The sequence below is a fragment of the Pseudonocardia sp. genome (assembly GCF_025965585.1).
Lineage (GTDB): Bacteria > Actinomycetota > Actinomycetes > Mycobacteriales > Pseudonocardiaceae > Pseudonocardia.
The window spans coordinates 1-14944 of record NZ_JAOPWR010000008.1 but is presented as its reverse complement, the minus strand read 5'-3'; the positions used below and the strand labels follow the sequence as shown (position 1 = coordinate 14944).

Sequence of the window (14944 nt, the reverse complement as noted above, 5' to 3'; positions counted from 1 at the left end):
GCTGTACTCGACCGCGGGTCGGTTGAGAGCCACGTGCATGCGGGCATTCACGGCGTCGCGCACAGAACCACCTTCGAGGGACGAGGCGGCGCGGCCGCCTGAGTGGACAGACATCGCGGCGGGCGAGTGCACCGACCCGATCTGGACCGGAACGCTAGACGGCGTTCTCATCTGAAGCAAGGGTACGTTTCAGCCTTGTTTCGCCCAGGTTCCCGTGGTGAAGTGGACATCACGGCTGCACAAGACAACTGGTCTGCGCAACGCACCTGCTCACGGCCGACTACCTCACAAGAACATGGCCCTGTATGTTCTCGTCTTGTTCTTAGTGGTGTTCAGGAGCGAGCCGGGCCCACCAGGGCCCTGACGCCCTGAGCCGTACCCTCACCCCGGAGGTGGTTCCGACGGACACCGACGATCAGCAGGCCGTCGCGCGCCGGACAACCCTGCGCGACGTCGCCTCAGCCGCCGGGGTCTCGGTCTCCGCCGTGTCACTCGTGCTCAACGGCAAGTCCGGGGTCTCGGCCGAGCGGCGGCAGCGGGTGATCGCGGCGATGAAGTCGCTGAACTACACCCAGACCACACGCCCGGCCCCTGCTCGGCGCACGGCGGTCCTCGGCATGCTGATGGAGCACCTGTCCGCCACGGCGAGCAGCGACGGGTTCATCGCCGAGATCGTCTCCGGCGTGGAGGACGCCGCCCGCCGCGCGGGCTTCCAGCTCCTGCTCCACCTCTACCGCCCCGGGGCCGACCCGATCGGCGACATCCGGGCCCTCATGGGCCGGGACGTCGACGGGCTGCTCGTCGCCAACGGCGGCGACATCGGCGAGGACGTCATCGCGGAGATCCTGCTGGCCGAGGTGCCGGCCGTGCTGATCGAGAACTACGTCCCCCAGCCGTCCCACGCCGTCGTCGCCGACAACGTGACAGCCGGGCTGAGCGCCACCCGCCACCTGCTCGGACTAGGACATCGCCGGGTGGGCCTGCTCGCGGGCTCCCCCCGCTACGTCAGCCTGCTCGACCGTCGTCTGGGCTATCTCGCCGCCCTCGACGAGGCCGGGATTCCCGTCGACCCGGCACTGATGCCGCCGCAGGAACCGGGGCACCCGAAGAAGGGGTACGCCCAGATGCGGAAGCTGCTCGAGCTCCCCGAACCCCCGACGGCGGTCTACGCCGTGAGCGACAAGAGCGCGATGGGCGCCCTGGAGGCGGTCCGGGAGGTCGGCCTGCGCGTCCCGGACGACATCTCGATCGTCGGCACGGACGACGTCGCGGAGAGCGCGTACACCTCTCCCCCGCTGACGACCGTGCATGTACCGAAGCGGGCCATGGGCGAGGCAGCCGTCGCCGTGCTGCAGCAACTGCTGGGTCCGGAGCAACCGCCACCCTCTCGCCTGGTGCTGCAGGGACGGGTGGTCGTCCGCGAGTCCGCCGGGCCACCTCCGCCGGCGTGAGGGCCGGCGCCGTCAGTGACCCGCGCGACGGCGCCGGCCGGCACGATCGCGGCCGCCACGAAGAATGCGCGACGAATATCCCGTTCGTGCATTTCTGACAGAAGTGCCACACGGACGATGACTACAGATTCACTCGTTCGTGGGAAACTGCGTGCCATGTCGACGCAGGCAGTGACGGGCTCTTCTGCTCCGGCCACCCGTGACGCACCGCCGCCCGCGGCCCCCCCGGCGGCCGCACCCGCGCCGGACCCCTCGCAGGCCAAGTGGGGCCTCGCGCTGCTGGTGCTGATCGTCGGGATGTTCATGTCCATCCTGGACACGAGCATCGTCAACGTCGCGATCCCGACGATCCAGAAGGACTTCGGGGCGACCACCGACCAGGTCCAGTGGGTCTCCACCGCGTACACGCTCGCGCTGGGCGTCGTCGTGCCGCTGAGCGCCTGGCTCGGTCAGAAGTTCGGCATGAGCCGCGTCTACAACGCGTCGCTGCTGGCGTTCGCGGCCGGATCCGCGCTGTGCGGGGTGGCGTTCAGCCTCAACAGCCTGGTGGTCTTCCGCATCGTCCAGGCCATCCCCGGCGGCATTCTGCCGGTGGTCACGCTCTCGATGCTCTACAGGATCGTGCCGCGGGAGAAGATCGGCGCGGCGATGGGCATGTACGGCCTGGGCATCATCTTCGCCCCCGCGATCGGCCCCACCCTGGGCGGTTACCTCGTGGAGTATGTCGACTGGCGGCTGATCTTCTTCATCAACGTCCCGATCGGCATCCTCGGCGCGGTGGCCGCGATGATGGTGCTGCCGAAGTTCGGCCCCGGCCGCGCGGGCAAGTTCGACGTGCTCGGCTTCGTCGCCATCGCCGTCGCGCTGTTCTCCCTGCTGCTGGCCCTGTCCGAGGGACAGTCGTGGGGGTGGTCGTCGTACAAGTTCCTGATCCTCATCGCGGTGGGCCTGCTGAGCCTCGCGTTGTTCGTGGTGATCGAGCTCGAGGTCGACGAACCGCTGCTCGACGTGCGGGTGTTCCGGTTCTGGCCGTTCACCAACTCGCTGCTGCTGATCTCCGTGCTGTCGGTGGGGCTGTTCGCGGTGCTGTTCTACGTGCCGCTGTTCCTGCAGCAGGCGCAGGGGCTCGGGGCGTTCGACGCGGGGCTCACCCTGCTGCCGCAGGCCGTCGTCATGGGCATCCTGATGCCGGTCGCCGGGCGCCTCTACGACAAGATCGGGCCGCGCTGGCCCGCGACGATCGGGCTGCTCATCGTCGCGCTCGGCACGTACCTCATGCACGACCTGACGCTGGACACGTCGCGTACCACGATCATCGAGCTGCTGTGCTTCCGTGCCGCGGGCATGGGCCTGGCCATGATGCCGATCATGACCGGCGGCATCTCGGCCGTCCCGCCGGGCGAGGTCGGCGCGGCCAGCGCGTACAACAACGTCGTGCAGCGCACAGCGGCCGCGCTCGGCCTCGCGGTGCTCACGGCCCTGCTCACCACGCAGCAGGCCCAGATGCTCGGCGACCGGTCCGCGCTGATCGCGTCGAGCACCCCGCTGCCGGACCTCGCGCCCGGGCCCGCCGGTCAGGTGGCCGGCATGTACGCCGTGTACACCCACACGCAGACCCAGGTCTTCGTCGCAGCACTGGACCAGCTCTTCATCATCACCTCGATCATCACGCTCCTCGGCGTCGTCCTCGCGCTGATGCTGCGGTCGGGCCCGGCGCCGGCGGCCCCGGCGGCACCGAAGGCCGAACCTGCTGCGCCCGCCGAGGCGGCCACGGTCGAGCCGAAGCCGGTCGGCCCCCAGGGCAACGGACACGCCGGCCACAACGGCAACGGGGACGGGGACGGGGACGGGGACGCGAACGGCCACCACGCCGAGACGGTGCCGGCTCCGGAGCGCACGGGCGTTCACGTCACCGGTTCACAGACCTGACAGCTTCACAGACCTGACAGCGGAGAAGGGACGGCCCTTCTCCGCTGCGGGGGGTCAGTGCTTGTGGATCTTGACCGAGACGCTCATGCCCGGCACCAGCGCCAGGTTCTTCGTGTCGTTGATCCCGATCTGGACGGGGATCACCTGCGTGACCTTCTGGAAGTTGCCCGAGGTGTTCGCCTGGGGGAACAGCGAGAACACGCCGGCAGCCCCGCCCTGGATCTCGCGGACGGCGCCGGTGAGGCTCGCGCCGGGGAAGGCGTCGACGCTGATGTCCACCTGCTGGCCGGGCCGGACGTCGTTGATGTCGGTCTCGTCGACCCGCGCGGTCACGTAGATCTTGGAGAAGTCGTAGGCGACGGCCAGCTGGGTGCCCGCGTTGACATACGACCCCTCGAGGCCGTTGTCGACGACGACGGTGGCGTCGGCAGGCGCACGGATGGGCATCTCCGGCTGGACGAAGCCTCCCTCGATCCGGATCCGCCCGATGACCTCGTCCTGCTGCAGCTGCGTGCCCTGCGTCGCGGTCCAGTCGATGAGCGTGCCGCTCGTCGGCGCGTTGACGGAGATCTTGTCCCCGTCGATCTGCGCGTTGTCCGTCGACACGTAGTTCTGTGAGTCGACGAAGTAGCTCACGGCGAACAGGCCCGCCACCACCAGAGCCACGATCAGGATCACGATCAGCGCGATCCGCGTGGACCGCTTCATCTTCCGCTTGCCCGCAGGCGGGCTCGGCGGCTCTCCCACGGGTGCCGGTGTCGGCTCCGTCATCGGTCCCTCGACCATGCTCGCCTCCCTTGCGGGTCCCGCGGGACCCGGCGTGCTGTCGGGCGCGGACCCGGCCGCCGCCACGATGGATGATGCGCCGCCCGAACCTCGACGTCCACGGGCCGGGCGGCCCCGCTCACTGCCCGGCGGGGAGCACGATCTCCTGGCCCTCCTGCAGGCCGGACACGACCTGCGTGCGCTGGTCGCCGACGATCCCCGGGGTGAAGGTCACCGGCTGCTGGGTGCCGTCGCCGCCCAGGACGGTCACCACGCTCTTGCCGCCGTCCCTGTGGACCGCCGCGTTCGGCACCGTCAGCACGTTGTCGGTCTCGTGCGTGACGACGGCGGCGTGCGCCGTCTGGCCGTCCTTGAGCCGCGGGTCGACGGTGTCGACAGCGACCGTCACGTAGTAACTGATCACGCCGGAGATCGCCGTCCCGGAGGGCGCCACCGAGACCACGGTGCCGGCGCCCATGAGGTCCGGTACGGCGTCGAGGGTGATGTCGACCTTCTGGTTCGGCTGGATCTGCGCCGCGTCGGACTCACCGAACGGCACCACGAGCTGGAACTGGTGGATGTCGTCGAGCACGATGAACTGCGTGCCACCCGGGCGTCCCGGGGAGGCGGCGGCGCCGGCGAGGGCGGCCGACGCGGCACCGGCGCCGGGGATGGGCGCGCCGCTGCCGGGTGCCTGCGCGGTGATGGACGCACTCGGCGCGAGGAACTCACCGACCGCCCCGTTGAGCGCCGAGATGGTGCCGTCGACGGGGGCGGTGAGGGTGGTCCTGTCCAGGTCGCGCTGCGCCTGGTCGACCGCGGCCTGCGCGCTCGCCACCAGCGCCGACTGGGCGTCGAGGTTGAACGGCCGATCCGACGACGCCGAGGCCGCGTTGTTCTGGGCGGTCACCACGCCCTGCTGCGCGTTGGCGACGGCCAGCTGACCGGAGGCCTGGTCGACGGACTGCTTCTGCTCGGCGGTGTCGATCGCGGTCTTGTCCGCGACCACCGCCTTCTCGGCCGCGGTGACCGCTGCCTTGTCCTGGGCGACGGCGGCGCACGCCGGGTTCGTCGAGGCCGTCATGGCCGACGGGTCGCCGCAGGAGTTCTCGTCGTCCGACTGCTGCTGCCGGGCCTGGTCGAGCGTGTCGTTGTCGAAGTCGAGCTGGTGGTGTGCCCGGTCGACCGCCACGCTGTCGGCCTGAGCGGTGGCGTCGGCCTGGTTCTGGGTGGCGTCGACGACCTTCTGGGCCTGGGCCAGCGAGTCCTGCGACCCCTGCACTGCCGGCGAGTTCGTGAGCCTCGCCAGCGTGGCCTGCTGCTGCGCGAGGTTCGCCTTCTGCTGGGCGAGCGCCTGCTGGTACGGGAAGGGGTCGATCGTGGCGAGCGGCCGGCCCGCGGTCACATGCTGTCCGACCGTCACCATGACCTTGGTGAGCTGGCCGCCCTTGGCGAAGCCGAGGTTCTGCTCGGTGATCGCGGTGAGCGCACCGGTGGCGGACACGCCGGTGGTGAGGGCCGCACGCTCGACCTTCGCGGTGGGCGGCGGGGGCGTGGACGTGCTCGTGCAGGACACGAGCACGAGACCGGCCAGGACGGTGGCGGCGGACGTCAGGAGGATGCGGCGCCCAGACGCGCGCGAACCGCTCCTGGACACATCCGCGATCGGTGCTCGGTGCAGGATCACCCGCTGGCTCCTCTCCCGCGGCCTGCCCACCGGGGAGCGGGGCACGGTCACGCGAACAGTCCACGGTGGACATGGTCACTCACTGCCACCGTGGAGCCGCAAAGTAGACCATCACGAAATGGAAACGAGAGATGGGTCACCCACTTGTGGATGCCGGGCCGTGTCAGGGTCCTCGCCAGGTGTTTCACCCCATCGAGAAATGGGGTGAAGACCAGTAATCCGGGCGAATCGAGGTCGTTGTCGTGTCATCGGAGAGGGAACCGGTACTGCGTGCCGATGCTCGCCGTAATCGTGACCGGATCGTCACTGCGGCAAAGGAGTGCTTCGCCTCGCACGGAGCGGACGTGCCGGTGGAGGAGATCGCGCGCACCGCGGGCGTCGGCGTGGGCACGCTCTACCGCCGGTTCCCCGACCGCGGGGCTCTCATCCGCGCCGTCGCCCGCGACAGCTTCAGCCGTGCACTCGTCGAGGCCCGCGCGGCCGTGGAGGAGGAGGCCACCGCGTGGCAGGCGCTCGTCCGGTTCCTGCGCCAGTCGAGCGAGCTGCAGCTCAGCGTGCGGCTGGCCATGGCCTCCCCGCTGGCCCGGTCGATCATCAAGGACGACCCCAGCACCGAGCAGTCGCGCCGCGCCATGCTCGGCCTGCTCGGCGACGTCGTCCGCATGGCCCAGGCCGAGGGCTCGCTGCGGCCCGACATCGGAGCCGGTGACGTGGCGATGGTCTTCGTCCTGCTGCTCCGCCAGGTGCCGATCCCGCGCGAGGAGTCGGCACAGGTGGCCGGGGAACGATGCTTGGCGATCATGCTCGACGGGCTGCGCGCCCGGTCGGCCACGCCGCTCCCCGCCCGGCCCCTCAGCGGCGCCGACCTCGGGCTCTGAGACCCGGCTCCGGTGCCGCCGGGGACGCCCTGCCCGGCGGCCGGTCAGGAACAACCGCTTCGGGCTGTTCGCTCGCAAGCTCGCTCATCGCGTCACGTCGACCCCTGCGCACCAGATGCGCTCGATGCTGCGGGTCGCCGCGATGTCGGCCAGCGGATCGCCGGTGACCAGCACGAGGTCGGCGCGCAGGCCGGGCGTGATCGAACCCCGGTCGCCGAGCCCGAAGCACCGGGCCGGCAGCGAGGTGGCCGAGCGCAGCGCCTCCACCGTCGAGAGCCCGGCCTCGACGAGCAGGGCGAGCTCATGGTGGAGGCTGTCGCCGTGCGACACCGGGGAGGGCGATCCGGGCGCGGAGTTGGCGTCGGTCCCCGCGAGGACCGGGACCCCGGCCGCGTGCAGGGCCGCCACGCTGTCGCGGGCGTTCTCGTACGCCTCGCCCGGACGACCCCGGCCCCGGACGGTCGCCTCCATCATCGACAGCGTCGGCACGGCGACCTGCCCTTCGGCCACCATCCGCGCGACCGTCTCGTCGTCGAGCACTCCGTCGAGCGGGACGTGGGTGACGACGTCGACGCCCGCCTGTACGGCTGTCCGGTACGCCGCGACCGAGGAGGCATGCGCGACCGAGAGCTTCCCGTGTGCTCGGGCCGCCGCGACCAGCGCATCGACGGTGGCCTGGTCCAGCATGTCCGGCCCCGGCCGCTCGGCGACGATCTTGATGTAGTCGGAGCCTTCCGCCACCCGCTTCGCGACGAACGGCTCGGCCTCCTCGGGCGCGCTCAGGATCGCGTCGGCCGGCATACCCGGCATCCGGGCGTGCGGGCCGCCGGCACCGATGGCGGGGGTGCCTGCGCTGCGGATATCGGGCACGCGCCCGCGCAGCGCGTCGACGTGCGGGGGCGGCCAGCACGCCATGTCCAGCGCCGTGGTGACGCCGGACGCGGCGAGCCGGTCGAGGTCGTCCGGACCGAGCAGGTGGACGTGGGCGTCGAACAGGCCGGGCAGCAGCACGCCGCTTCGCCCGTCGACGTCGGTTCCCTCCGGGCCCGGGTTCCCGATCAGGGCCCCGTCGATCACGACGGTGCCGGGCTCCAGCAGCCGGTCCCCGTCGAACACCCGGACGTTGCGCAGCGTGGTGGTCATGTCGTGCTCCCTGCGGTCGATCGTGGTGTGAACGCGGCGACAGCCGCGGAGTCGGTGACCGACCGCGCTGATCACCTCGGAGACGGGGCGGCCGGGGAGGATCTGCTTGATCGGGGTCTCCAGCTTCTTGCCCGTCATTGTGCGGGGCACGGCCGGGACGGCCTCGGCCGCGTCCGGTACGTGCCACGGCGAGAGCTGGGACCGCGCGCGGCCCGGATCCGGTCGCGCAACGCGTCGTCGAGCGTCACGTCCCCCGAGCCGGGCGATCAGCTCCGGGGCATGGGGCACACTGTTTCGAGTGGATAGCAGTGGGGCAGTGAGCTCGAGGATCGGCCTGTGAACCGACCCGGCAACCCGAGCCGCGGCGTCGCACGAACCAGCGTTGGTCCGCCCTGTGACCCTGTCCCCCCGACCCCATCGGCCCGCCCGGGCCGATCGGGCCAGGCAGGGGCGCCACAGCGCCGGTCCGGGTTCGGGCACGCGGCGTTGCGGCATCCGGTGACGCTGGTCGCGCTCGCCGTGATGGTCGCGGTGGGCGTGGTCAGTGGATCGCTGCCGGGCGGCCCGGCCCCGTCGGTGCTGGCGCACGTGGGCATCGGGGTCGGTCCGTGGCAGGCCGGGCGCTGGTGGACGGTGCTCACCGCGCCGTGGTTCGCCTCGGGGCCGCTGGCCTGCCTGGTGTCCGGCATGGCCGTCGTGGTGCTGCTGGGCGCGGTCGAACGCACTCTGGGTGCGGGTCGGACCGTGGTGCTGGCGGTGGCGGTGCAGCTGGTGGGCAGCGTGGTGGGCATGGCGCTGGTCGATGCGGCGATGTCGACGGACGGGCGGTGGGCGGCGACGCTGCGGGAATCGGTCGCGGTCGGCCCCGGGCCGTTGCTGGTCGGGTGCGCTCTGGCAGCGAGCGCACGCTGGCCGGCGCTGTGGCGGCGCCGCGTGCGGGTCGTGCTGCTCGTCGGGATGATCATGCTGGCGCTGTACTCGGGCCTGATACCCGATCTGCTGCGGCTCGGTGCGGCCGTGACCGGGCTCGCGGTGGGGGCCCTGCTCTGGGGTCGCGCCCGGCGGGACCGCAGCAGGCCGCTCGCGCCCCCGTCGCGACGCGAGGGTCGCGTACTGGTGGCGCTGATCGTCGCAGCGACCGCGGTCGGGCCGCTGATCGCGTTGCTGGCCACGACCCGGCTCGGCCCGCTCGCGGTGCTGCGCTTCGTGTTCGCCTCCCCGCCCCCCGATGCCGCGACCGTCGCCCAGCAGTGCCTCGACCCCGCATCCGCCCACGAGTGCACCCTGCTTCAGGCCCGGCTGCGGCTGTCCGGGCTGGGCCCCGTGGTCATGTCGATCATGCCTGTGCTGCTGCTGCTGGTGGCCGCCGAGGGGCTCCGCCGCGGGCGGCGCGGGGCGTGGCTGGCCGCGACCGGTCTCAACGTCGCCCTGTCTGCGCTCGGGCTGTTCCTGGCCACCGACGTCCTCAGCGAACCGGCCCAGCAACAGCTCATACTCGGCGCCGGAACCCACGTGCACGCCTGGCTCGACCTGGCCGTGCCGGCGGTGCAACCCCTGCTCGTCGCGGTGCTGCTCGTGCTCACCCGCCGCCGGTTCACCGTCCGCGCCCGACCCGGCCTGCTCCGCCGCTGGGCGTGGCGCATCGGCCTGACCGCAGTGGCGGTGTCGGTGCTCGACGTCGCCGTCGGCCTCGCCGTCGCCGACCAGTACGTTCCCCGACCGGCCCTGGCCGATCTGCTGGCCGACCTGCCGACACGGTTCCTGCCGCCCGGCTACCTCGGCGAGACCGCACCACCGTTCCTGCCCGAGGGATACCTGGCGACGGTGCTGTTCGAATGGACCGGCCCCGTGTTCTGGTCCGTCGTGCTGATCGCAGGCCTGGCCACGTTCACACGCACCACGTCGCCGGGAAGCGAGGCCGACCTCGATCGCCTGCACCGCATCCTCGCCCGCACCTCCGGCTCGTCCCTGGCGCACATGGCCACCTGGCCCGGGCAGTCCTACGTGTTCATCCCCGACCCTGACGGTGCGCCGACGGCATCCGCGGGTGCGGGGGACGCCGCCGCGATCGCCTACCGCGTGATCGGCGGCGTCGCCCTGACCACCGGGGGCCCGGTCGGTGACCCGGCGCACCACGAGCGCGCGGTCGAGGCCTTCGTCGACCTGTGCCAACGGGAGAGCTGGACCCCCTGTCTCTACAGCGTCGACGCCGCCGTGGCCGAACAGGTACGCGAAGCGGGCTGGAGCACGGTGCAGGTCGCCGAGGAGACCGTCGTCCCCCTCGCCGGGCTGGCCTTCACCGGTCGCAAGTGGCAGGACGTCCGCACCGCCCTGAACAAGGCCGACAAAGCCGGCATCACCGCCGAGTGGACGACCTGGCACAAGTCGCCCCTGGCCCTGACCGACCAGATCAGGGTCGTCTCCGAGGAGTGGGTCGCCGACAAGGGTCTGCCCGAGATGGGGTTCACCCTCGGCGGGCTCGACGAGCTCACCGACGACGACGTCCGTCTCATGCTGGCCGTCGACAGCTACCGCACCGTGCACGGCGTCACCAGCTGGCTCCCGGTCCGCCGCGACGGAGCCACCGTCGGGTGGACCCTCGACTTCATGCGCCGCCGCAGCGACGGCTTCCGCGGCGTCATGGAGTTCCTCATCGCCAGCACCGCTCATCGTGCCCAGGCCGACGGCGCCGAGTTCCTGTCCCTGTCCGGCGCCCCCCTGGCCCGGCTCGACCGTGGCCTGCCCGCCGACGTCCTGCAGCGGCTGCTCGACCTCACCGGTCGCGCCCTCGAGCCGGTCTACGGTTTCCGCTCGCTGCTGGCGTTCAAGGCCAAGTTCCAGCCCGAGTACCACCCCCTGTACATGGCTTACCCCGATCCCGCGGCGTTGCCTGCGATCGGTACGGCGATCGTCCGCGCCTACCTCCCCGACGCCCGACCGCGCGACATCGGCCGCCTGCTTCGCCACCTCACCCACTGAGCGAGGTCGACGCGAGTCGTCGCCGGTTCTCATCGTTCTCTCATGCGCCGGTGCCTATCGTCCGCGGCGTGCGGTTGCTCGTGGTGGAGGACGAGCTGCGGATGGCCGCGCTGCTGAAGCGCGGCCTCGAGGAGGACGGGTACGCGGTCGACGTGGCCTCCACCGGACCGGACGCACTGTGGCAGGCGGGTGAGTTCTCCTACGACGCCGTTCTGCTGGACCTCATGCTCCCGGGCCTCGACGGCGTCGAGGTGTGCCGGCAGCTCCGCACCGCGGGCCGGTGGATGCCGGTGCTGATGCTCACCGCCCGTGATGCGGTCGACGACCGGGTCCGGGGGCTGGATGTCGGGGCGGACGACTACCTGACCAAGCCGTTCAGCTTCGCCGAGCTCTCGGCGCGGCTCCGCGCGCTGATCCGGCGAGGTGCAGTGGTGCGGCCCACCGAGCTGGAGGTCGCCGATCTACGACTGGATCCGGCCGTGCGCAGGGCGTGGCGGGGCACCAGCGAGCTGGAGCTGTCGAGCAAGGAGTTCTCGCTCCTGGAGATGTTCCTCCGCCACCCCGGGCAGGTCCTGACCAGGACCCGGATCCTGGAGAACGTCTGGGACTTCGCCTACGAGGGCGGTTCGAACGTCGTCGACCAGTACGTCCTCTACCTCCGTCGCAAGATCGACCGCCCGTTCGGGGTGGAGCAGCTCGAGACCGTCCGCGGCGCGGGCTATCGACTGCGCGACGAGCCGAACGCTCTCGTCGAGCAAGAGTAGGAACCGCCGATGCCACTGCGGTTGCGCCTGGCGCTGTTGTTCGCGCTGGCCACCGCTGTGGTGATCGCGCAGGCCGGGGTGGCGTTCGTCGTGCAGCTGCGGCTCAGCGTCGACGCCTCGTTGGACCCGGGACTCCGTGCGCGGGTTGCCGTGGTGGCCGACGAGCTGGGTTCCGGCGATGGATCCACGGCGCTGGGCCCGGCGGACGGGATCGTGCAGATCGGCAGGGCGGACGGGCGGACCCTCCTCACCGCGTCACCTGCCGCCGGCACCCGGCCGCTGCTCGACGAAGCGCAGCGTCAGCAGGCACTCGCGGGCGAGGTGTCCTTCACGGGGGTGGTGAACGGGGACCGCAGCCGCATCCTGGCCACCACCGTCCCGACCCGGGCGGGACGCGAGCTCGTGGTGGTCGGCACCGGCACCGACGTCTCCGATGCCGCCGTCGAGCGGGCGGGCTCCGCGCTCCTCCTCGGCGGCCCACCGGCCGTGCTGCTCGCCGGGTTCGGCGCATGGGTACTGGCCGGAGCGATGCTCCGACCGGTCGAACGCATGCAGCGCCAAGCCGCGGAGATCAGTGACGACGACCTCGGCCGCCGCCTCGCCGTGCCGAGGACCCGCGACGAGATCGCCGCGCTCGGCAGCACCATGAACGCCCTGCTCGCGAGGCTGCAGGAGGCACTGCTGCGCGAACGCAGCTTCGTCGCCGACGCCGGGCACGAGCTGCGTACCCCGCTGGCGATCCTGCGTACCGAGCTCGAGCTCGCCGCCCGCCCCGGCCGCAGCCGCGACGACCTCGTCGACGCCGTCACCCGTGCAGGCGGCGAGACCGACCGCCTGATCCGCCTCGCGGAGGATCTCCTTCTCCTGGCCCGTGCCGACAACCACCAGCCCTTCCTCCGTCCGGCACCGCTGTCGGTGCCGCAGCTGCTGGACGTGGCCGCCCGTGGAGCCGGAGCCCGCGCCGCCGAGCGAGGTGTCGTCGTCAGCGTGCAGGGCCCCGACGAGCTGGACGTCGTCGCCGACCCGGATCGGCTCCGCCAGGCCGTGGACAACCTGCTCGACAACGCCACCCGGTACGCCACGCCCGGCGGCACGGTCAGCATCACCGCGATCACTCCCGTGCCGGGCCGGTTCAGCCTGGAGATCGCCGACGACGGGCCCGGGTTCCCTCCGGACTTCCTGCCCCGTGCGTTCGAGCGGTTCCAGCGCGCCGAGGCAGCCCGCAGCCGCGACGGTGGCGGAACCGGGCTGGGCCTGTCCATCGTGCGCGCCATCGCCCAGGCCCACGGCGGCAGCGCCGAGGCGACCAACCGCCCCGACGGCGGCGCCCGCGTCACCCTCGACCTCCCCGTCGCTCTCGCGACCACGGACGGACCGATCAGTGGATCCACCACTGCTGAGCCGACCGCACCGCCGGTCCTGCGGCACCGCCGTTGGGGCAGGCCGCCGCGCCGCGACGCCCGATAGAACGGCAGCTCCAGCTCCAGCACCGCGACGCGACAGATGTGGGCGTCCTCATTTCCGTCACACCACGGGTCAATCGCCGGCGGCCGAGGGTGAGGAGATCCGATCCGACCACCTCGCGGAGGCGACCTCCATGGGCATCACCGATCAGCGCCCGCAACGACACCATCGGCGCCCTCGAGGACGCCGTCGCCTCGCCCGGCAGATCACGGCGCTCGTGGTGGCACTGTCGATCGGCACCGCCGCCCTGTCCTACACGCACGCGCTGACCTACCCCGGCAACGCGAGCTGGCAGGTCCGCACCGTGGAGTGGGTGCGCGACCACGGCGGGACAGGCCTGGTCAACGCGGTGGAGAACTGGTGGTTCGCCCACAATGTGCCGACGGGCATCGCGCCGCCTGCGAGCTCCCTGCCCAGTGTGGACAGCGCATCCATCACGGCGACCGCGGCGCAGCTGCCGCACCTGCCGTTGCTGCCCGGCGTCGCGCCGCTGCCCGGCGAGGGCAGCTGGGTCCCCGGAGCACAGCGGACGGGTGGCGTGCCGGCGCTCTACACCGGCTGGTTCCGGCCCGATCCGGCCTACCCCAGCCAGATCGTCGGGACGGCCTGGATCGACCAGTCGGTGACGGTGACCCGGCTGATCGCCGGCACCAAGGAACCTGGAGGAACCGGCTCACGCGACAACGCACAGGTTCCCCCCGGTCTGAGGTCCACGCTGGTCGCCGCGCTCAACTCGGGCTGGAAGATGAAGGACATCACCGGCGGCTACTACGCCGCCGGGCGGGAGGTGGTTCCGCTGCGCGACGGGGCGGCCTCACTGGCCATCGACACCGCTGGGCACGTCTCGGTGGGCCGGTGGAGCCGGGATCTCAGGATGGGACCGCAGATCGCCGCGGTGCGGCAGAACCTCGACCTGATCATCGACCGCGGACGGCCGGTGCCCGGTCTGGCCGACAACTCCAGCGGCGCATGGGGGAGCGCGAAGAACCAGTTCCAGTACACCTGGCGATCCGGGATCGGCACCGACCGGACCGGGAACCTGATCTACATCGGCGGCGACAAGCTCACCCTGACGGGGTTGGCCCACGCGATGGTGGCGGCCGGGGTACAGACGGGCATGGAGCTCGACATCCATCCCGGCATGGTCACCTTCAACGTGTTCCACCCGGCACCGGACGCTCCGTTCGGGCTCGCCGCCACCAGGCTGCTGCCCGACATGCCGCAGCCCGCGACCCGCTACCTGTCCCCCGACCAGCGCGACTTCTTTGCCGTCACCCTGCGCGGCCCTGACGGTCCAGGAGCGAACGCATCAGCGCCGCTCATCGCGGGCGCAGCGCTGGATTCCGGGCCGGCCGGCACCACGGCCCCGGGGCCCGGCCGGTGCACAGCGAGACCACAGGCTGTCTTGCCACCGTTTTACCTCCCGCTGGCTCGATGGGTCCCGGCGCATTCCTAACGTCGTTCCCAGCCGCACCTTCGGTTCCCTCAGTAAGGACGTACGCGATGAGCTCACCTCACGACTCCACCTCGCCCGCCGGTTCCGGATCGGTGCCCGCCCCGGAGACCGGAGCCATGCGATGCTCGAACTCCGACCGGGAGCGGACGTGCACCACGTTGCACGAGGCGGCGGGTGAGGGCCGGTTGACGATGGAGGAGACCGAGGAACGCCTCGGACGGGCCTACGCCGCGCGGTACGGCCACGAGCTGGACGACCTCGTCACAGACCTGCCCCGGGCGGCCGCACCCGCCGGCTGGATGCTCGTCGCCGCCATGGCCCGCCAGCAGCTCGTCGGCGACGTCGCGGTGCTGGCCGGCCGGGCTCCCGGCACCGGAGCACGCCGCCTGCAGCTGCTGGTGGTCGCCATCGCCACGCTGATGCTCGTC

11 protein-coding genes are annotated in these 14944 nt (G+C 71.7%); 8 read left to right on the top strand and 3 right to left on the bottom strand.

Going from position 1 to position 14944, the window contains the following annotated elements; translation table 11 throughout:
- Nucleotides 1-392: 392 nt before the first annotated feature.
- Nucleotides 393-1451: a LacI family DNA-binding transcriptional regulator gene (locus JWR81_RS00360; RefSeq protein ID WP_297645123.1), complete on the top strand. Its 1059-nt coding sequence runs from the start codon at nt 393-395 to the stop codon at nt 1449-1451.
- Nucleotides 1452-1607: 156 nt separating this feature from the next.
- A complete protein-coding gene (locus tag JWR81_RS00355) occupies nt 1608-3380 on the top strand; it encodes a DHA2 family efflux MFS transporter permease subunit (protein ID WP_297645120.1) in 1773 nt (590 codons plus the stop codon).
- A gap of 54 nt (nt 3381-3434) precedes the next feature.
- Here JWR81_RS00355 and JWR81_RS00350 read toward each other — a convergent pair whose 3' ends face one another.
- Together JWR81_RS00350 and JWR81_RS00345 are read right to left on the bottom strand one after the other, a co-directional pair.
- Entirely contained in the window at nt 3435-4166 is a 732-nt protein-coding gene (locus tag JWR81_RS00350) for an efflux RND transporter periplasmic adaptor subunit (protein ID WP_297645115.1), read from the bottom strand.
- A 118-nt stretch (nt 4167-4284) separates the two neighbouring features.
- Nucleotides 4285-5832, bottom strand: coding sequence for an HlyD family efflux transporter periplasmic adaptor subunit (locus JWR81_RS00345; RefSeq protein WP_297645112.1), 1548 nt, complete (start codon nt 5830-5832; stop codon nt 4285-4287).
- 242 nt (nt 5833-6074) lie between these two features.
- On the opposite strand from JWR81_RS00345, the gene JWR81_RS00340 reads away from it, so the two are divergent.
- Nucleotides 6075-6710 (top strand): TetR/AcrR family transcriptional regulator, encoded by a 636-nt coding sequence (locus JWR81_RS00340; protein ID WP_297645109.1) that lies wholly within the window; start codon nt 6075-6077, stop codon nt 6708-6710.
- 84 nt (nt 6711-6794) lie between these two features.
- Here JWR81_RS00340 and JWR81_RS00335 read toward each other — a convergent pair whose 3' ends face one another.
- Nucleotides 6795-8003, bottom strand: coding sequence for an amidohydrolase family protein (locus JWR81_RS00335; protein ID WP_297645106.1), 1209 nt, complete (start codon nt 8001-8003; stop codon nt 6795-6797).
- Between the two features lie 348 nt (nt 8004-8351).
- On the opposite strand from JWR81_RS00335, the gene JWR81_RS00330 reads away from it, so the two are divergent.
- The 5 genes from JWR81_RS00330 to JWR81_RS00310 form a co-directional block, all read left to right on the top strand.
- Nucleotides 8352-10832, top strand: coding sequence for a rhomboid family intramembrane serine protease (locus JWR81_RS00330; RefSeq protein ID WP_297645103.1), 2481 nt, complete (start codon nt 8352-8354; stop codon nt 10830-10832).
- Between the two features lie 68 nt (nt 10833-10900).
- Nucleotides 10901-11596, top strand: coding sequence for a response regulator transcription factor (locus JWR81_RS00325; protein WP_297645100.1), 696 nt, complete (start codon nt 10901-10903; stop codon nt 11594-11596).
- 9 nt (nt 11597-11605) lie between these two features.
- Nucleotides 11606-13063, top strand: a complete 1458-nt coding sequence (locus JWR81_RS00320; RefSeq protein WP_297645097.1) for an ATP-binding protein — start codon at nt 11606-11608, stop codon at nt 13061-13063.
- A 130-nt stretch (nt 13064-13193) separates the two neighbouring features.
- Nucleotides 13194-14516, top strand: coding sequence for a phosphodiester glycosidase family protein (locus tag JWR81_RS00315; RefSeq protein WP_297645094.1), 1323 nt, complete (start codon nt 13194-13196; stop codon nt 14514-14516).
- Nucleotides 14517-14563: 47 nt separating this feature from the next.
- Nucleotides 14564-14944 (top strand): DUF1707 domain-containing protein (locus JWR81_RS00310; RefSeq protein WP_297645092.1); only part of this gene is annotated, 381 nt, incomplete at its 3' end.

Coding starts and splice junctions, on each gene's coding strand:
- JWR81_RS00355 (WP_297645120.1), top strand. CDS start 1,608: ATGTCGACGCAGGCAGTGACGGGCTCTTCTGCTCCGGCCACCCGTGAC.
- JWR81_RS00350 (WP_297645115.1), bottom strand. CDS start 4,166: ATGGTCGAGGGACCGATGACGGAGCCGACACCGGCACCCGTGGGAGAG.
- JWR81_RS00320 (WP_297645097.1), top strand. CDS start 11,606: ATGCCACTGCGGTTGCGCCTGGCGCTGTTGTTCGCGCTGGCCACCGCT.
- JWR81_RS00315 (WP_297645094.1), top strand. CDS start 13,194: ATGGGCATCACCGATCAGCGCCCGCAACGACACCATCGGCGCCCTCGA.